At 60.3% G+C, this 17,824-nt stretch carries 13 protein-coding genes, 1 pseudogene and 2 riboswitches; of the genes and pseudogenes, 5 read left to right on the forward strand and 9 right to left on the reverse strand.

The features are described from left to right. Nucleotides 1–4: 4 nt before the first annotated feature. The 3 genes from nrdE to nrdH are packed head-to-tail and all read right to left on the reverse strand — an operon-like array spanning nucleotide 5 to nucleotide 2,783. A complete protein-coding gene (gene nrdE / locus ASD52_RS03095) occupies nucleotides 5–2,158 on the reverse strand; it encodes a class 1b ribonucleoside-diphosphate reductase subunit alpha (protein WP_057222827.1) in 2,154 nt (717 codons plus the stop codon). Next, nucleotides 2,128–2,544: a class Ib ribonucleoside-diphosphate reductase assembly flavoprotein NrdI gene (gene nrdI, locus ASD52_RS03100; protein ID WP_057222828.1), complete on the reverse strand. Its 417-nt coding sequence runs from the start codon at nucleotides 2,542–2,544 to the stop codon at nucleotides 2,128–2,130. Before nrdI ends, nrdE begins: the two co-directional genes overlap by 31 nt. Before the next feature lie 17 nt (nucleotides 2,545–2,561). Next, a complete protein-coding gene (nrdH, locus tag ASD52_RS03105; RefSeq protein WP_025429316.1) occupies nucleotides 2,562–2,783 on the reverse strand; it encodes a glutaredoxin-like protein NrdH in 222 nt (73 codons plus the stop codon). Nucleotides 2,784–3,084: 301 nt separating this feature from the next. Further along, a riboswitch (cobalamin riboswitch) is annotated at nucleotides 3,085–3,311 on the reverse strand. Nucleotides 3,312–3,755: 444 nt separating this feature from the next. Here nrdH and ASD52_RS03110 point away from each other — a divergent pair. Beyond that, a complete protein-coding gene (locus tag ASD52_RS03110) occupies nucleotides 3,756–4,427 on the forward strand; it encodes a hypothetical protein (protein WP_128090410.1) in 672 nt (223 codons plus the stop codon). Nucleotides 4,428–4,605: 178 nt separating this feature from the next. On the opposite strand, the gene metE is transcribed toward ASD52_RS03110, so the two are convergent. Continuing rightward, nucleotides 4,606–6,960 carry a 5-methyltetrahydropteroyltriglutamate--homocysteine S-methyltransferase gene (gene metE / locus ASD52_RS03115; RefSeq protein WP_057222830.1) on the reverse strand — a complete coding sequence of 785 codons (2,355 nt, stop codon included), beginning with the start codon at nucleotides 6,958–6,960 and terminating at the stop codon, nucleotides 4,606–4,608. A gap of 97 nt (nucleotides 6,961–7,057) precedes the next feature. Next, a riboswitch (cobalamin riboswitch) is annotated at nucleotides 7,058–7,278 on the reverse strand. Between the two features lie 462 nt (nucleotides 7,279–7,740). Here metE and ASD52_RS03125 point away from each other — a divergent pair. Then, entirely contained in the window at nucleotides 7,741–8,685 is a 945-nt protein-coding gene (locus tag ASD52_RS03125) for a LysR substrate-binding domain-containing protein (protein WP_057222832.1), read from the forward strand. Here the strand turns inward: ASD52_RS03125 and ASD52_RS03130 are convergent. The 5 genes and pseudogenes from ASD52_RS03130 to ASD52_RS03150 all read right to left on the reverse strand — a co-directional run bounded on the left by ASD52_RS03130 (nucleotide 8,643) and on the right by ASD52_RS03150 (nucleotide 13,632). After that, nucleotides 8,643–9,380 carry an aspartate/glutamate racemase family protein gene (locus tag ASD52_RS03130; RefSeq protein WP_057221902.1) on the reverse strand — a complete coding sequence of 246 codons (738 nt, stop codon included), beginning with the start codon at nucleotides 9,378–9,380 and terminating at the stop codon, nucleotides 8,643–8,645. The two genes, ASD52_RS03125 and ASD52_RS03130, sit on opposite strands and share 43 nt — an antisense overlap. Before the next feature lie 5 nt (nucleotides 9,381–9,385). Further along, nucleotides 9,386–10,207, reverse strand: a complete 822-nt coding sequence (locus tag ASD52_RS03135) for an ABC transporter permease (RefSeq protein ID WP_025429311.1) — start codon at nucleotides 10,205–10,207, stop codon at nucleotides 9,386–9,388. 1 nt (nucleotide 10,208) lies between these two features. Then, nucleotides 10,209–11,039 (reverse strand): annotated as a pseudogene (locus ASD52_RS03140) (ABC transporter permease); the annotation flags it as partial. A 173-nt stretch (nucleotides 11,040–11,212) separates the two neighbouring features. Continuing rightward, complete coding sequence (locus ASD52_RS03145; protein WP_057209879.1) at nucleotides 11,213–12,511, reverse strand: PotD/PotF family extracellular solute-binding protein; 1,299 nt, start codon at nucleotides 12,509–12,511, stop codon at nucleotides 11,213–11,215. A gap of 32 nt (nucleotides 12,512–12,543) precedes the next feature. Beyond that, nucleotides 12,544–13,632: an ABC transporter ATP-binding protein gene (locus ASD52_RS03150; RefSeq protein ID WP_057221900.1), complete on the reverse strand. Its 1,089-nt coding sequence runs from the start codon at nucleotides 13,630–13,632 to the stop codon at nucleotides 12,544–12,546. Between the two features lie 530 nt (nucleotides 13,633–14,162). Here ASD52_RS03150 and ASD52_RS03155 point away from each other — a divergent pair. The 3 genes from ASD52_RS03155 to ASD52_RS03165 all read left to right on the forward strand — a co-directional run bounded on the left by ASD52_RS03155 (nucleotide 14,163) and on the right by ASD52_RS03165 (nucleotide 17,823). Further along, nucleotides 14,163–15,191, forward strand: a complete 1,029-nt coding sequence (locus ASD52_RS03155; RefSeq protein WP_025429301.1) for a substrate-binding domain-containing protein — start codon at nucleotides 14,163–14,165, stop codon at nucleotides 15,189–15,191. 66 nt (nucleotides 15,192–15,257) lie between these two features. Continuing rightward, the gene (locus ASD52_RS03160; RefSeq protein ID WP_057209874.1) at nucleotides 15,258–16,805 is read left to right on the forward strand and encodes a sugar ABC transporter ATP-binding protein; all 1,548 of its coding nucleotides are present in this window, start codon (nucleotides 15,258–15,260) and stop codon (nucleotides 16,803–16,805) included. 28 nt (nucleotides 16,806–16,833) lie between these two features. Beyond that, the gene (locus ASD52_RS03165; protein ID WP_025429299.1) at nucleotides 16,834–17,823 is read left to right on the forward strand and encodes an ABC transporter permease; all 990 of its coding nucleotides are present in this window, start codon (nucleotides 16,834–16,836) and stop codon (nucleotides 17,821–17,823) included. The last annotated feature ends 1 nt before the right edge of the window (nucleotide 17,824 follow it).

A 17,824-nucleotide genomic window follows, 5' to 3' on the forward strand; every position in this document is an offset into this window, starting at 1 on the left:
AGTATCACAGTGCGCAGGAGACGCAGCCCTGCACTTCCGTGCCGGACAGTGCCATCTGACGAAGGCGGATGTAGTAGATCGTCTTGATGCCCTTCTTCCAGGCATGGATCTGCGCGCGGTTGATGTCGCGGGTCGTCGCCGTATCCTTGAAGAACAGCGTCAATGACAGGCCCTGGTCGACATGCTGGGTCGCCGCCGCATAGGTGTCGATGATCTTCTCCGGGCCGATCTCATAGGCATCTTGATAGTAGTCGAGATTGTCGTTGGTCATGAAGGCGGCCGGATAGTAGACACGGCCGATCTTGCCTTCCTTGCGGATCTCGATCTTCGAAACGATCGGGTGGATGGAGGAGGTCGAATGGTTGATGTAGGAGATTGAGCCGGTCGGCGGCACCGCCTGCAGGTTCTGGTTGTAGAGGCCGGAGGTGATCACCGCCCTCTTGAGTTCCAGCCAGTCTTCCTGCGTCGGGATCTGCACACCAGCGGTTTCAAACAGTTCGCGCACCCTCTCGGTTGCCGGCTTCCATTCCTGCTCGGTGTATTTGTCGAAATACTCGCCGGAGGCGTATTTCGAGTTCTCGAAGCCCTTGAAGCTCGACCCGCGTTCGACCGCGATGCGGTTCGAGGCGCGGATGGCGTGGTAGGTCACCGTGTAGAAATAGATATTGGTGAAGTCGATGCCTTCTTGCGAACCGTAATAGACGCGTTCGCGGGCGAGATAGCCGTGCAGGTTCATCTGGCCGAGGCCGATCGCATGGCTGTCGTCATTGCCCTTCTCGACGGAGGGAACCGAGGCGATATGGCTCATGTCGGAGACCGCGGTCAGCGCCCGGATCGATGTCTCGATCGTCTTGCCGAAATCGGACGAATCCATCGCGGCGGCGATATTCAGCGAGCCGAGATTGCAGGAGATGTCCTTGCCCAGGTGCTTGTAGGACAGGTCGTCATTGTACTCGCTGGCTTCGCTGACCTGGAGGATTTCTGAGCAGAGGTTGCTCATGGTGATGCGGCCGGCGATCGGGTTGGCGCGGTTCACCGTGTCTTCGAACATGATGTAGGGATAGCCCGACTCGAACTGGATTTCGGCCAGCACCTGGAAGAACTCGCGCGCCTTGATCTTCTTCTTGCGGATCCGGCTGTCGGCGACCATTTCCCGGTATTTTTCCGTGACCGAGATGTCGGTGAAGGCAACGCCGTAGACACGCTCCACGTCATAGGGCGAGAACAGGTACATGTCCTCGTTGTTCTTGGCGAGTTCGAAGGTGATGTCGGGAACGACGACGCCCAGCGACAGCGTCTTGATACGGATCTTCTCGTCGGCGTTCTCCCGCTTGGTGTCGAGGAAACGCATGATGTCGGGGTGGTGGGCGTTGAGATAGACGGCGCCGGCACCCTGGCGGGCGCCAAGCTGGTTGGCGTAGGAGAACGAATCCTCCAGCAGCTTCATCACGGGAATGATGCCGGACGACTGGTTTTCGATCTGCTTGATCGGGGCGCCGGCCTCGCGGATGTTGGTGAGCGACAGCGCCACGCCGCCGCCGCGCTTCGACAATTGTAGCGCCGAATTAATGCCGCGCGCGATACTCTCCATGTTGTCCTCGACCCTGAGCAGAAAGCAGGAGACGAGCTCGCCGCGCTGCCTCTTGCCGGCGTTGAGGAAGGTCGGGGTCGCAGGCTGGAAGCGACCGGAGATGATCTCGTCGACCATGTCGCGCGCCAGCGCCTCGTCGCCGCGCGCCAGCGTCAGCGCCACCATGCAGACCCGGTCCTCGTAGCGCTCGAGGTAGCGCTTCCCGTCGAAGGTCTTCAGCGTGTAGCTGGTGTAATATTTGAAGGCGCCGAGAAAGGTCGGGAAACGGAACTTCTTGTCATAGGAGTGATCGAACAGGTCGCGCACGAAGTTGAACGAATACTGGTCGAGAATCTCCTGCTCGTAGTAGCCCTCGGTGACGAGGTAATCGAGTTTTTCGCGCAGGTTATGGAAGAACACAGTGTTCTGGTTGACGTGCTGCAGGAAGTACTGCTTTGCCGCCAACCGGTCCTTGTCGAGCTGTATCCGGCCGTCCTCGTCATAGAGGTTCAGCATGGCGTTCAGCGCGTGGTAATCGAGCGCCGATTCCGTCGCCTTCAAGGGGCGTTCGAGTGTTGAGACGTCCAAAATCGTTCCATCCCGTTTTTGACATTGGCGACGTCCTCATCGGTTCCCAACAGTTCGAACCGGTAGAGATAGGGCACCTGGCACTTGGCCGAGATCACGTCGCCGGCGATCCCGTAGGTCGCGCCGAAATTGCTGTTGCCCGCGGCAATCACGCCGCGGATGTGGGAGCGGTTGTCCGCATTGTTGAGGAAGCGGATCACTTGTTTGGGCACGGCACCCCGACCGTCGTCGCCGCAATAGGTCGGGACGACGAGCACATAGGGTTCGTGCACGTCGAGCGGCGCGTCAGTCGTGCTGACGGGAATGCGTCTGGCGCGCAGGCCGACCTTGCCGACGAAGCGATGGGTGTTTTCCGAGCGGGTAGAAAAATAGACGATCAGCCCCATCGCGCCGTACCTCGGCTTCAGGACAGCGCGCTGATCTTGTCGGGGCGGAAGCCTGCCCAGTGCTCCGGACCGGCGATGACGACGGGAACCTGCATGTAGCCAAGGCCCTTGACCGTCTCGAACGCGTCCTGGTCGACCGAAATGTCGATCACCTCGTAGTTGACGCCCTGGCGGTCGAGCGCGCGATAGGTTGCGGTGCACTGGACGCAGGCGGGCTTGCTGTAGACGGTGACGTTCATTTCTTCCTCGTTTGGTCGGCTGGATCTGGGCATGAAAAGGCATGCGGATACGCACAAGCGATCCGGCGAAATGCAGGACTGGCAGGATGACCGCTTGCTCGGGTCGAGAAGACCCGGGCGCGGTTGTTCGTCAGATTCGCGGCTTCCCGCGCCTCTTCATTGGCGAATGATAGGAATTCGATGACGCGGACATGACTTCACCCCGAAGTTGAAGACGGCGCTTCCGGGGAGACGTCGAGACGATCAGGCAGGTTTCATCCTGCCCCATGCACACCTCTGACCTCTCCGGACACCCCGCCCGTGGACGTTTATCGATCGAGGCAGGTCTCCTGGCTCACGGGTCGGTGCTTCTGTCCGGACCTTCCCGAAGCATCATGCTTCAGTGGCCGAATGCTGGACAGTTGCTCGCCGTTTACAGTTGCGGGGGCAGCCACGGCTTAGCCAAGCGAAATCGCTACGACGGCACCGTATTCCCATCTTCGCTCCCAATCCTTGCGAATCGGGAGAACCTCGAACACTAGATATAGTATATGTCGGGAAAATTGCGTCAATAGGTTCCATGTCGAAGCCACCTGGGAGGCGGACAATATTTTTTCGGGTGTGGATAGCGGGGAGTAAACGACAAGTGTCGGCGAAGCCTGTGGATGGCGGCACACTCATCTCGTGAGTGCCGCCAGTTGGGAACGTGACCGTGCCATTCAGATCGTGAGCGCCGGTCGAAGCTTTTGCGGCCCAGGACTTGATATTCACAGGGCCCGCGATGGGTCCGCGCCATCGGTGCGATCTTACCGGCATCAGGTGTGGCACGATGTTGGCGTTCGAAGCGAGCTGGGGAGATAAGGTTGTGTTAGTCTCCGCGCTCTCGCTTCGGGTGCGGTCAGGTGCTATGGCGAGTGCGGGCAGACGATCGTGAAGTGTAGGGCATGCGCTTCCTGGCGTTCAAGGCTGGCCCCAGCTTGTAGGGTTTGTTCTGTGACTGAAAGAAGCATCGTCAGGCAATATTTCTTTTTGGCCGGGCTGGCTGTTGTGTGCAGCATTCCTGCTCCCGCTTACGCCTCTCAAAATAATGACTTTTTTGGCCCAATGCGTGGTGAAGTCTTACATTTTGTACCCTTTCCAGAGTATATTGGAATTGGTCTAAGTGGCGGATCATTAAATCAAAGAGACGTGGCATTCTCTGTCATAAAATTGCTAGCCGTTGCGGCGAGAGTTGATACGAGACCAGAAACGAAACTTGGGAAGAGTTCAATTAGTATAATTTTTGAAAATAAAATTATTGTCAGCGGGAAAATAGACTATAAAAAATTGGCCTCGTTCCATTTCGATGGGGATGTCAAGAGTATTTTGGATGGTTCTGCGAATGCCGGTTCTGGCGACTGCGCATCCTATATCAATTTCTCAGAGGACGGACTATTCGATAGAGGGCTCGTTATAGCGAACGATGATGTAAGAGAATTGGAGCTAGCGACTTGTGTTGCCGATGCGCAAGCTCACGTGTTTGGAGTCAGCACGCGAAGTTCTAACAACAAGGATTTTTCCCGCTTCCTGACAAGGATAATGAATCTTGTTGAACAGAAGTGGAAGTGCCTCGACGCAGGGATAACGGAAGCAACGTGCAAGTTTGTGGATGGACCGGGCGAGTAAATAGAGGCGACGCCGTCGAGGTGTAATTTGCTTGAGATATCGGCATGGCTCGATGGCGGGTTCATAATGCCTCTGAGGTAGCCTTCGATCAAATTTCATTGCCCGTTTGTCCAAGGCTGCACCCAGGTGGCAGGCGCCGGGGGTTCCCCCGGCGCCGTCTCGATAGTGCTGTCGCCCATCATGCGTTTGCGGCTTCTCGCCGGGCGGCAGCAAAGGATCGCCGCAGCGCTTGCGCCGCCTGCACCATGTTGACGAGTGCCGGGCGAACTTCCTCCCACCGCCTTGTTTTCAGACCACAATCCGGATTGACCCAGATCTGCGCCGGCGTCAGACCGTCGGTCGCCTGTTCGATCAGATGCACCATCTCGTTGACAGTGGGTACCCGCGGCGAGTGGATGTCGTAGACGCCGGGGCCGATCTCGTTCGGATAGGCCTGATCGATAAAGGCGCCGAGCAACTCCATCTTCGAGCGCGAGGTTTCGATGGAGATGACATCGGCATCCATTGCCGCAATCGCCGCCATGATGTCGTTGAACTCCGAGTAGCACATGTGGGTGTGGATCTGGGTTTCGTCACCGACGCCGGAGGCGCTGATGCGGAAGCACCCGACCGCCCAGTCGAGATAGGCCTTTCGATCGGCCTGTCTCAGTGGCAGTCCCTCGCGCAGCGCCGGTTCGTCGATCTGGATCACGGCGATACCGGCCGTTTCCAGGTCGGTGACTTCGTCGCGCAGCGCCAGTGCGATCTGCCGGCATACGATCGACCGGGGCAGGTCGTCGCGCACGAACGACCATTGCAGCATCGTCACCGGGCCGGTGAGCATGCCCTTCATCGGCTTGTCCGTCAGCGACTGCGCATAGGTTGCCCAATCGACCGTCATCGGGTTCGGGCGCGAGACATCGCCGAAGATGATCGGCGGGCGTACGTAGCGCGAGCCGTAGCTCTGCACCCAACCGCTCTGAGTGAACCCATAGCCGGAGAGCTGCTCGCCGAAATACTGCACCATGTCGTTGCGCTCGAATTCGCCGTGCACCAGCACCTCGATGCCGATTTCCTCCTGCCAGCGCACGGCCTTCTCCGTCTCCTGGCGCAGGTAGGCGAGGTAGTCGACATAGCTGAGCTCGCCCTTGGCATGCAGCGATCGTGCCTGGCGCACCTCTGACGTCTGCGGGAAGGAGCCGATCGTCGTCGTCGGGAAGAGCGGCAGTGCCAGCCTGTCTTCGTGCCGGCGCCGGCGCGTTGCAAAACTCGATTGACGGCGGCTGTCTGCTGCCGTCAGGTTCTTCAAGCGTCCGGCAACGAGTGGATCGTGGACCTTGAGCGAGGTCAGCCGTGCCTCGACCGCAGCAATCGATTTTGCAAAGACCTGCTCGGGATTGGCCAGGCCCGGCTCGAATGCGCGGGCAAGCAGGCTGAGTTCGTCCAGCTTCTGCAGGGCGAAGGCAAGCCAGGAGCCGAGCTCCGGATCGAGCGCTCGTTCGAGATCGAGGTCGATTGGCACGTGCAGCAGCGAGCACGACGGTGCAAGCTCGATGCGATCGCGGCCATGCGCCTCGATCAACGGCTGCAGCCGGCGGAAGAGGCCGGCAAGATCGGTACGCCACACATTGCGGCCATCGACGACGCCGAGCGACAGCACAAGCTGTGCCGGTACCGTCTGAAGTAGCAAGTCGAGCTGTTGGGGCGCCCGCACGAGGTCGACATGCAGCCCGGCAACCGGCAGCGAAAGGGCTGTCGGCATGTTGTCACTGACCGCGCCGAAATAGGTCGCGAGCATGATTTTCAACTGCGGAAGTTCCGAGGCGAACGTCTGGTAGGTCAGCGCCAGCGCCTGGCGTTCCCGCTCAGTGAGATCGAGCACCAGGCATGGCTCGTCGATCTGCACCCATTCGACGCCGGCTTCCCCAAGCTCGGTGAGAAGCTTCGTATAAACAGGCAGCAGCCGCTCGATCAGATTGATGGTGTCGAATCCGCCGGCAAGCGCCTTGCCCAGTTTCAGGAAGGTGACGGGGCCGAGGACGACAGGGCGGGTGACATGCCCGAGCGCCTTGGCTTCGAGGAAGGCGTCAAGCGGCGCATTGCGCGTCAGCTCGAAGCGCTGATCCTCCGCGAATTCCGGAACCATGTAGTGGTAGTTCGTGTCGAACCACTTGGTCATCTCCAGCGCCTGGTTGCCCCCGTCGGGCCCGCCATGCGTGCAACCGGACGCGCAGGCGGCAGTCGTCGAACCGCGCGCCATGGCGAAATAGGCGTCGAGGTCGACCGGGCCGCCCTTCCAGCCATAGGCCGGTGGCACCGCACCAACCAGCACTGATGTGTCGAGAACCTGGTCGTAAAGCGAGAAGTCGTTCGATGGAATGATCTGGATCCCACGCGCCTTTTGCGCGGCCCAGTTTTCGGCCCGCAGCCTGGCGGCGACGTCGAGCAGGTCCTGTCTCTCGATCTTGCCGGCCCAATAGCGCTCCAGCGCGAACTTCAGTTCACGGTGGCTGCCGATACGTGGAAAGCCGAGATTGGCTGTCTTGATGGTCATTTCCTTACCCCGAAGGTTGTGGGCAAGGCTTTGAATGCGACGCATCCACGACCGAGACTGGCTCGCTCGTCAAGGCGACACATCGGACACCCCGCCCGTGGACGTTATCTATCGCGGCAGGTCTCCTGGCTTGCGGGTCAACACGAACCGTCCCGTCTTCCCGAGGCGTCTCCCTCAGTGACATCATTGGACGACCGCTCGCCGCTTACAGTTGCGGGGGCAGCTCCGGCATGAGCGCCTTGCGGCGCCGCACCGAATTCCCTCTTAGCTCCGGCCTGTCGTCAGACGAGCCGCAGAACCACGATTGTTCGACAATGCCCCGCAAAGTCGACGGCGTCAATCGTATAAAGAAATGTTTATGTCTTTATTTTCTCCATTCGGCCGAGGTCGAAAGTTTGTCGCAAGGGCGGCGACGCGACTTCATCATTTGGCGTCTGCGGCGAAAGGGCACCGCCCGGATCAGAGCCCGCTACGTGCTGCCACGGATCAGCAACATCGCCCGCGCGCGCCCGGATGCTGTCATTGTCTCGCGTCAGGCCGATGTCCCTCAGTTGGAACTCGCTGAATGTATCGATGGTCGTCGTGGCGTCGGCAGCTCTCTTGGCCGAAGTCCAGACGTGGAGGATGATCGATCGCAGTGCGCTAAGCATTGCTAACCCCTTCAGTTCTGTGGTGATGTGTTCGCGAGAAAATTGAGGATTTTGGTGGTTTCGCGCAAAGCGATTTCTCGCATGCTGCCATAAAGAATGCTTATCTCACTTCATGAGCAAGATTCCCCCCATGAGTGCGGTGCGCGCGTTCGAGGCCGCAGCCAGGCACTTGAGTTTCACCCGCGCGGCGCAGGAGCTCGGCATGACGCAAGCCGCTGTCAGCTATCAAATCCGACTGCTGGAGGACCGCACCGGCACGCCGCTGTTTGTCCGTCTGCCACGGGAAGTGCGCTTGACGGCTGCCGGACGGCAGCTTGCGCCGAAGGTGACCGAGGCGCTCGATCTACTGGGTACGGCGTTCTCCGAGATTGCCGACAAGACCGAGCATCACCTGCACATCTCGGTACTGCCAACCGTCGTCTCAAGTTGGCTTGGTTCCAGGCTCGCCTCGTTTCAGACAGCCCATCCAAACATCAGCATTCGCGTGCACATGTCCACGGAGCTGATCGACTTCAAGCGCGATGCGATTGATCTCGTGGTGCGCAGCGGCAACGGCGACTGGTCGGGCAATGAAGTGTTTCCTCTTTTCCCGATCGAATACATGCCCGTCTGTACGCCGACGTTCCTGGAAAAACATCAGCTGAAGGATCCGGCCGACGTTCTCACGGTGAGGCGCTTCGGCAACGCCAGCTGGTGGCGGCGCTGGATGACCGAAGCGGGCGTGGAACCGCCGGCCAGCAATGGCACTGAGCTGATCTTCGACGTCCAGGCAATGGATGTGGCCACCACATTGCTCGATCATGGCATTGCCATGGTCGTCTCCACCTTTGTGATTGAGGAGCTTCGCAGCGGAAAACTCATCCGGCCGTTCAACCATGTGGTCAGGGATGGCCGTGCCTATTGGCTGGTCTATCCGCAAAGCCACCGGCGGCAGAACAAGATCCAGGTGTTTCGCGAGTGGATCATTGCCGAAGCCGCCACATCGAACGCGCAGCTGGCCGCCGTGGCCGGAGAGCTTCCCTCGGTACGGTCTCAAGCCGAGATCGGTGCGAGCGCGCTCATAAGACCTGAATAGGATTTGCTGAGCGGCGGAGCATAGGAGCCGCGCTTGCTGGTCGTCAGTCCTTGCGACACCAACGCCTCGGCCTGCTTGACGGCTGCCGATACGCCATCAATGACCGGAACGCCGTATTCGGCTTGAAGTGCGCGCGCAAGATCGGCCATCCCGGCGCAGCCAAGCACGATCGCCTCGGCGCCGTCCTCAACGAGCGCCAGCTCGATTTCGCATCGCAGCTTCGCCAACGCGGGCGAAGCCTTGTCCTCAAGCTGCAGCACCGGGATGTCCGCAGCGCGAACCTTCGTCCGGGCACTCATCCCATAGCGTATGACCAGGTTCTCGATAAGCACACGCGACCGCTCGAGTGTGGTCACGACGGTGAAACGCTGAGCAAGCATGGCGGCCGTCGCCACAGCGGATTCGCAAAGCCCGACCACGGGGATGCGGGCAAGCGCGCGGGCTGCTTCCAGACCAGTATCGTCGAAGCATGCGATGACGGCGGCGTTGGCGCCTGCCGCTTCGCCGTCCCGGATTTCGGTGAGCACGCCCGGAAGCGCGATCGCGCCATCATAGTGGCCTTCGATCGAAGCCGGTCCGGACTTGGACGTCCTCGCGATGATCTCCGTGTTCGGGCCCGCGACGGCGCGGGCTGCGGCCGCCGCCTTCTCGGTCATGGATAGGGTGGTGTTCGGATTGACGATCAGAATGCGCATCGAACCTAGCTCATTTTTACCTGCCGCCGACGAAGCGTCAGAATGACGGCAAGCGCGACGAGGATGGTGGTGAAGGAGAAGAGCGTCGTGACCGTGCCCAGCGCGTAAAGCACCGGCGTCGTCACATTGGTGGTCATTCCGTAGATTTCCAATGGCAGGGTGTTGTAGCTGCCCGAGGTCATCAGTGTACGGGCGAACTCGTCGTAGGAAAGGGTGAAGCCGAAGAGGCCGACCCCGATCAGGCTCGGCGCTATCATCGGCAGCACCACATGCCGAAACGTCTGCCACGGGGTGGCGCCGAGATCGCGGGCCGCCTCTTCATAGGCCGGCGAAAAGCGGTTGAAGACGGCAAACATGATCAAGACGCCAAAGGGTAGGGTCCAGGTAAGATGTGCGCCGAAGCCGGAGGAATACCAGGCGGGCTTCAGGCCAAACTGCTGGAAGACGACACCGATCCCGAGCGAGATGATGATCGAGGGCACGACCAGGCTGGCAACGGTCAGGTAGAAGAGGGCCGTCGCCCCCTTGAAGCGGTGGCGAAAGGCAAGGCCGGCGAGGAGCGCCACGACGACGTTGACCACCATCACCATCAGTCCCAGCGTGAATGAGCGGCGGAAGGACGCGCCGAAGTCGCCGACCGCCTGTTTCTCGAAGAGATTGTAGAACCAGTGCAGCGAAAGTCCGTTCAACGGAAATGTGAGACCGCCATTCGGCCCCTGAAAGGACAGGATCAGCACCGCCGACAACGGCCCGTAGAGAAACAGCACGAACAGGGCGAAGAAGCCCGCGAGCAGGTAGAATTCAAGGGTGCGCCGCTCATGGTTCATCTCAGAGTTCCTTTCGGATATCAACGACCCGAAGGATCGCGGCGACCATCAGGAGCACGACGATCAGCAGCACTACCGCATTGGCGGCCGCAGCCGGATATTGCAGCAGTGACATCTGGTTCTTCATCATCAGCGCGACCGAAGCGCTCTGTCCGCCCGACATAACTTGAACCGTCGAGAAGTCGGCCATGACGAGGGTGACGACGAAGATCGAGCCGATGGCGATGCCGGGCTTGGCGAGTGGCAGGATGACGTTCCAGAGCACTTGCCGGCCGCTGGCGCCGCAGTCGCGCGCCGCTTCGATCAGCGAACGGTCAATGCGCATCAGCGTGTTGAAGATCGGCGTCACCATGAAGAGCGTATTGAGGTGAACCATGGCAAGCACGACAGCAAAATCGGAATAGAGCAGCCACTCGATCGGTTGCGTAATGATGCCGAGGTCGATCAGCGTCGAATTGACGAGGCCATTGCGTCCAAGCACCGGGATCCAGGAGATCATGCGGATGATGTTGGAGGTTAGAAACGGCACGGTGCAGATGAGGAAGAGCACCATCTGCATGGTCGTCGTGCGCACGTGGAATGCGAGGAAATAGGCGACCCAGAAGCCGATCAAGAGTGTGAGGCACCAGACGAGGGCGGTGAATTTCAACGTGTTGAGATAGGTCTTCCACGTCACCCACGAACCGAGCGTGTCGACATAGTTCATGGTCAGGAAGTCCGGATAAAGCCCGGCAAAGTCGTAGTCCCAGAAGCTGACGACAAGAACCGTCAGGATCGGCAGCACGAAGAAGAACCCGAGAATGAGGATGAGCGGCAGCGCCTGCAGATAGGCGCCCAGCCTTTGCAGCCAAGCACGGACACTGCTGGGTCTACCGGCCAAGGCCTCCGATGGCTGCGAAATTGCCACTACCGCCATTGTTCATCCTCTCGCGTTGCTCGTCAGGTTCCGCTCGCTGCGGGCGGCCCCATTCGAGGGCGCGCCGCAGCGAGGGCGTTTCGTCTGCCTCAAGCCGCGATGAACTCGTTCCAGCGCTTGATCATGTAGCGATCCTCATCCATGACCGAGTTCCAGCAGGCGACCTTGCCCATGCGGTCTTCGAAGGAGCCGCCATCGCGCACGGCACCGGCCTTCTCCATGACCTTGCCCTCCGGCGAGAGGATATCGCCCTTTGCCGGCTTGCCCTCGACCCAGTAACCCCACTCGTCCTCGGACATGAAGCCCTTGGCCGTGTCCATGGCGGCCGAATAGTAGCCCTGACGGTTGAGATAGGCGCCGACCCAGCCCGACAGGTACCAGTTGATGTATTCATAGGCCGCGTCGAGCTGGGCGCCCTGGAGATGAGCGGCAAGGCCGAGGCCGCCACCCCAGGCGCGATAGCCTTCCTTGAGCGGCTGGTATTTGCACGCGATCCCCTTCGAGCGGACGGCGGCGACGGCCGGTGACCACATGGACTGGATCACCACTTCACCGGAGGCCATCAGGTTGACGCTCTCGTCGAAGGATTTCCAGAAAGCGCGGAACTGACCGTCCTGCTTGGCCTTAATGAGGAAGTCGATCGTCTGGTCGATCTCATCCGTCGTCATGTTGCCCTTGTCGGCATATTTGACGTTGCCCAAGGCTTCCATGATCATGGCGGCATCCATGATGCCGATTGACGGGATGTTGAGGATCGCGGCCTTGCCCTTGAAGGCCGGATCCATGATGTCGGCCCAGCTCGTGATGTCGCGGCCGACGAGATCCGGGCGGATGCCGAGGGTATCGGCATTGTAGATCGTCGGAATGAGCGTCATCCACTGGGTCGGCGACTTCGCGAAGGTCCTGGAAGCCTGCGCCTCGACAAAGCCGACGGTGTGCGGGGCGGTGCCTTGGGCGATAATGCTTTCGGGCTTCAGCTTGCCGTCGATGAACAGCGGGACGATCTTGTCGTAGTACTTGATTTTCGAGACATCCATCGGCTGCATCACTCCGGCCGGGAAGACCTTCTTGGCGATCCAGTATTCGATGTCGGCGATGTCGTAGGAATCGGGCTGCGTCACTGCCCGCTGGGCCGCGGCGTCCGAATCCGTCGCAGTCATTTCCAGTGTGATGCCGAGATCCTGTTTGCACTTCTCGGCAATGGCATTGATGTTGGAAACGCCGGTGCCGAACTGGCGCAGCGTGATCGGGTTTTGCGCCCAGATCGTCGGAAAGCCGGTGATCGCCCCGGACCCGGCAATCGCGCCGATTGCCGCCGCACCGGTCTTGAGCAGCGTGCGTCGGGACAGGCCCTCCTTCGAGGTCTTCGGTGTAGTTTCATTCGTCATGCGCAGTTCCCCTTTTTTTGATGGTTGGTCACTCATGCTGAAAGGCGACCGAGGGGGACGACATCCTCCAGGGCCCAGCTCAGGGACACCGCGTCGCCGACCGACACGGTTTTGTTGAAATAGTCGGCATCGCTGACGATCACTGTGAAGTCGTCGCTGCCGGCGCCACTGACGGTCAACTTCACCGAAGCGCCGCGATATTCGATGTTGGAGACCACCGCCTGAAAACCGAGGGTCTTTTCCGAGGCAGGCTCGAGGCGAACGCGGTCGGTGCGGATGCCGATGTCGATTGGCGCACCGATTTCCTGTGCGATGTCGCGAACGGCAAACCTCGGGCCACCGGCCGCCTCCATCTCGACGATCCCGTCACGGATGGCGCTCACTCGGCCCGAAAGCACATTGTGGTCGCCCATGAACCGGGCGACGAAGGCGGTTGCCGGCTGCTCGAAGACGATACGTGGCGCTGCCGCCTGCTCGATGCGGCCATCGTTCATCACCACGATCAGGTCGGCCAAAGCCATGGCCTCTTCCTGGCTGTGCGTGACATGGACGAAGGTGATGCCCAGCGTTTTCTGCAGCTTCTTCAGCTCTGCCCGCATGCGGATCTTGAGGAATGGATCGAGCGCCGACAATGGCTCATCGAGCAGCAGAGCTTCCGGTTCGGTGATCAAGGCGCGTGCGAGTGCCACCCGCTGCTGCTGTCCGCCCGAAAGCTGCGCCGGCCGACGGCCGGCATAGGCCTCCATCTGCATCAGCCTCAACATGGCCAGCGCCTTGGCCCGGCGTGTTTCCTTGTCGACGCCCTTCATCTTCAAGCTGAAGGCGACATTGTCGACGAGGTCGAGATGAGGAAACAGGGCGTAGGACTGGAACATCATCGCCGTATTGCGGCGGGCCGGCGGGAAATCGGTCACGACGACATGGCCGAGACGAAGGTCGCCGGACGAAATGCTCTCGTGGCCGGCAATCATGCGCAACGTGGATGTCTTCCCGCAGCCCGACGGCCCCAGAAAACAGCAGTAGCTGCCTGCGGGGATCTTGAGGCTGATGGCGTGCACGGCGGTTGTCGCGCCGTAGATCTTGGAAACAGATACGATATCGATTTCGGCGGCTTTCGGCATGATGGCTTCTCCTGATGACAGGGAAGAAGCATCAAACGTGCCAATCTCGTGCGGCGACGATAACTCTATATTTTCGTTTAGGAATCTAGTGTCACCGCCGAATCCGCAGTATCCGGCGCAACAACCTTCTGCTCACGAAATGAGCTTTTGTCGTCAATATTCGCCAATTATTGTATACGATCATGTGAATTTTTGAGCACAGGCACCACGCGCCTTTTGGCGAGAAGCCAGTCAGGACACGTGACACGGTTGCCAACGAGCAGCCGGCCTGAAAGGCGATTTGCTGAAGGGTTGCCATTTGCCGGTTCTAGCGAACATCCGTGACAGGAAATTGAACCGATTGCGCCACCCACTGCAGAACTGGCGTGAATTATTATTCATGCCATGAATTATATTGACAGAAGCCTTGGTCGTCGTTTTAATCACCACAGTCGGAAGTCGAGGAGGAGTTCCGGCAAACTCACACATCAGCGGTCATTTCTGACTGCACGATTGGTTTTTGGGAGGGGCTTTGGCCTCGAGGAGGACGCTTGCGCACTTTTTTGAGCTCGACCGCACTGGCGGTCATTGCAACGACGTTTCTGGCTGGCCCTGCCAGCGCGGAGACGGCCAACCCGTTTCGCTGCGAACCCGGCGAAAAATACGTCATGAACGTCATGGTTTCGGGCGTCGAATACTGGTTCCCGGTCTATGAAATGTTCAAGCAGGCCGGCCAGCAGTTCGGCTGCGAGACCGAATATACCGGCACCCCGGAATATGACGTCAACAAGCAGATCGCCACTTTCGATCAGGCGCTGGCGCAGAACCCGGCCGGTATCCTTGTTCATCCGATGAACTCGGATCCGTTCATCGAGCCGATCAACCGGGCGATCGACCAGGGCACCGCGGTCGTCACCTTCGCCGCCGACTCGCCGCTCTCCAAGCGCATTTCGTTCATCACCTCGGACAATACCCGCGAAGGCGTTTATGCCGCCGATGCGATCGCCGAGAAGATGGGCGGCAAGGGCGAATATGCCGTTCTGGAAAACCCCGGCCAGGACAACCACGACAAGCGCATCGCCGCTTTCGTCGGCCGCATGGCTGAAAAGTGGCCCGACATGAAACTCGTCGGCCGCGCCGCTTCGAACCAGGATCCGAACAAGGCCTATCAGGGCCTGATGAGCCTGATCCAGGCCAACCCGAACCTTGGCGCGGTCTTCATGCCCGAAGCCAACTCGGCGATCGGTGCCGCACAGGCCAGCAAGGAAAGCGGCGGCAAGGTTCTCGTCATGTGCGCCGACGTCAACGCCAACATCCTCGACATGATCAAGGCCGGCGAAGTGTTCGGCTCGATCAACCCGAACCAGGGCATGCAGGGCTATATGGGTTTCATGTTGCTGTGGCTGGCCAAGCACCCAGACCTCATCGACCCGATGAACGACGCCAAGCGTTCCGGCTTCAACCCGATGAGCATTCCCTTCGTCGACAACGGTCTCTCCATCGTCACCGCCGCCAATGCGGATGACTTTTACTGGGACAAGTACCTGAAGCGCCGCGGCACCAAGGGCATTGACGAGTAAGGGGCTTTTGACATGGCTATCCGGATGTCCGGATAGCCGGTCAAACGATTGAGAGTGGAGAAGGCGATGATATCGCAGCCGGTCCTTCAGGTCCGCAACGTCACCAAGCACTTCGGGGCTGTGAAGGCGCTGACCAATGTGGATTTCAACCTCGAAAAGGGCGAGATCCATGCACTTTGCGGCGAGAACGGCGCCGGCAAATCCACGCTCATGAACATCATCGCCGGCGTGCTGCAGCCGAATGAGGGCGAAATCCTCGTCGACGGCACGCCGACGAAGATCTTATCGCCGGCCGCAGCTCAGTCGCTCGGTATCGGTCTTGTCCACCAGGAGATCGCGCTCTGCCCGGACGCGACGGTGGCGGAAAACATGTTCATGGCCGCGACAAACCGGCGGCGCTCGCCGCTGATGCACTACGCGTCGCTTGCCCGCGATGCGCAGACGGTGATGAACCGGCTGGCGCCGATCGACGTGCGCCGCAAGGTCGCCGACCTTACCATTTCCAGCCAGCAGCTGGTCGAGATCGCCAAGGCGCTGACGCTCGATTGCCGGGTGCTGATCCTCGACGAGCCGACGGCGGCGCTGACGGAGGCCGAAGCGCAAGCGCTTTTCGGCATCATCCGCGACCTGAAGGCTGCGGGCATTTCCATCATCTATATCAGCCATCGCATGGCCGAAATCTTCAGCCTGTGCGACCGGGTTACCGTCTTTCGCGACGGTCGCCACGTCTCGACGGAACGCGTTGTCGATGTGACGCCCGATGATGTCGTTCGCCGCATGGTCGGCCGCGAGATCACCCAGCTCTATCCGCCGAAGCAGGCGCGCGCCGAACAGTCCGGCGACGTCATCCTGTCGGTTCGCGGTCTTGGCGACGGCGAACGCATCGATGATGTCGGCTTCGACCTGCGCAAAGGAGAAATTCTGGGGATAGGCGGGCTGATCGGCTCCGGCCGCACAGAGATCGCCGAGGCGATCTGCGGGTTGCGCCGGAAGGTTCGCGGCGACGTGCTGCTGCACGGCAAGAAGCAGACGATCGGCAACTACAGAAACGCGGTCGACGCCGGCATCGTCTACCTCTCGGAGGATCGCAAGGGCTCCGGCGTGTTCGTCGACATGTCGATCGCTCAGAACATTTCGGTGCTGGATCTGAAGACGCTGACCGGGCCGCTCGGCTTGATGAACGCGAAGGCGGAAGCGGACCTCGCCCGCGATTTCACCCGGAGGCTCGGCGTGCGCATGGGCGGTATCGCCATGCCGGTATCGTCGCTCTCGGGCGGCAACCAGCAGAAGGTGGCTATCGCCAAGCAGCTCGCGGTGCGGCCGAAGGTCATTCTCATGGACGAACCGACGCGCGGCATCGACGTCGGCGCCAAATCGGAAATTCACCGCCTGTTGCGCGATCTCGCGTGCTCGGGCATCGGCATCGTCGTCATCTCGTCGGAACTGCCCGAACTTCTGGGGCTGTGCGACCGGGTGCTGGTTGTGCGCGAGGGCGGCATTGCCGGCGAACTCGGCGAGGCCGAGATGACGGAGGAGGCGGTGATCCGCCTTGCCTCCGGGGTCGGGCAGCACGGCGAACCACAGAAAATCAAGGCGGCCGAGCATGTTGCCTGAAACAAGCAGACGGAATGGGGAGGCGGAAATGGCAGTCGATACGGTGGTTGCAACGCAGGTTCAGGTTCCGGCCTGGCGACGGATCGGCACAATGCGCGAGGCTGGGCTGATCGCCATCATTCTTGCGCTCGGCATCGTCATGAGCTTTGCCTCGCCACACTTTCTCACCTTCGGCAACATGCGCGCGATGCTGATGAGCTTCTCAGTCGAAGGCATCGTCGTTGTCGGCATGACGATCCTCTTGATCGTCGGCGGCATCGACCTTGCGGTCGGCTCGGTCGTCTGCTTCGCCATGGTGCTCGCGGGGTCGCTGTTCCTCGCCGGGGTCGATCCATGGACGGCCTCGCTCTTCGGGATACTCGCTAGCAGCCTCATCGGCGCCATCATGGGCTTCTTCGTCACCGTGGTCGGGCTCAACCATTTCATCACGTCGCTTGCGGCAATGGTGATCGTGCGCGGACTTTGCCTCGTCATCACCAAGGGCACACCGCTGTCGCTGTTCACCATGCCGGCATCGTTCAAAGCCGTCGGCCAAGGCACCTTCCATGGCGTGCCTTATGTCATCCTGATCTTCGTCGCCGTCGTGATCCTGTTCGACTTCCTGCTGCGCCGTGCGACCGCATTTCGCAAGGTGTTCTACACCGGCAGCAACGAGAAGGCGGCGCTCTATTCCGGCATCAAGACCAAGCAGGTGAAGTTCTGGGTAACCGTGCTCTGCTCGACGCTCGCCGGTGTCGCCGGCGTCATCTACATGTCGCGCTTCGGCGCCGCCACGCCCACCTTCGGCGTCGGCATGGAGCTCAACATCATCGCGGCTGCTGTTATCGGCGGGGCCTCGCTCAACGGCGGATCGGGGACGATCCTCGGCGCCATCCTCGGCATCGCGCTACTGTCTGTCGTCACCAGTTCGCTGATCCTGCTCGACGTCTCGGTCTATTGGCAGGATATGATCAAGGGCTGCATTCTACTTGCCGCCGTCTCCATCGACCATTTCCTGCATAAGCGGAAGGCCATCTGAA

The sequence above is a fragment of the Ensifer sp. Root142 genome, assembly GCF_001426785.1.
Classification (GTDB): Bacteria; Pseudomonadota; Alphaproteobacteria; order Rhizobiales; family Rhizobiaceae; genus Ensifer; species Ensifer canadensis.

Coding starts and splice junctions, on each gene's coding strand:
- nrdI (WP_057222828.1), bottom strand. CDS start 2,544: ATGGGGCTGATCGTCTATTTTTCTACCCGCTCGGAAAACACCCATCGC.
- nrdH (WP_025429316.1), bottom strand. CDS start 2,783: ATGAACGTCACCGTCTACAGCAAGCCCGCCTGCGTCCAGTGCACCGCA.
- metE (WP_057222830.1), bottom strand. CDS start 6,960: ATGACCATCAAGACAGCCAATCTCGGCTTTCCACGTATCGGCAGCCAC.
- ASD52_RS03125 (WP_057222832.1), top strand. CDS start 7,741: ATGAGTGCGGTGCGCGCGTTCGAGGCCGCAGCCAGGCACTTGAGTTTC.
- ASD52_RS03130 (WP_057221902.1), bottom strand. CDS start 9,380: ATGCGCATTCTGATCGTCAATCCGAACACCACCCTATCCATGACCGAG.
- ASD52_RS03135 (WP_025429311.1), bottom strand. CDS start 10,207: ATGAACCATGAGCGGCGCACCCTTGAATTCTACCTGCTCGCGGGCTTC.
- ASD52_RS03145 (WP_057209879.1), bottom strand. CDS start 12,511: ATGACGAATGAAACTACACCGAAGACCTCGAAGGAGGGCCTGTCCCGA.
- ASD52_RS03150 (WP_057221900.1), bottom strand. CDS start 13,632: ATGCCGAAAGCCGCCGAAATCGATATCGTATCTGTTTCCAAGATCTAC.
- ASD52_RS03160 (WP_057209874.1), top strand. CDS start 15,258: ATGATATCGCAGCCGGTCCTTCAGGTCCGCAACGTCACCAAGCACTTC.
- ASD52_RS03165 (WP_025429299.1), top strand. CDS start 16,834: ATGGCAGTCGATACGGTGGTTGCAACGCAGGTTCAGGTTCCGGCCTGG.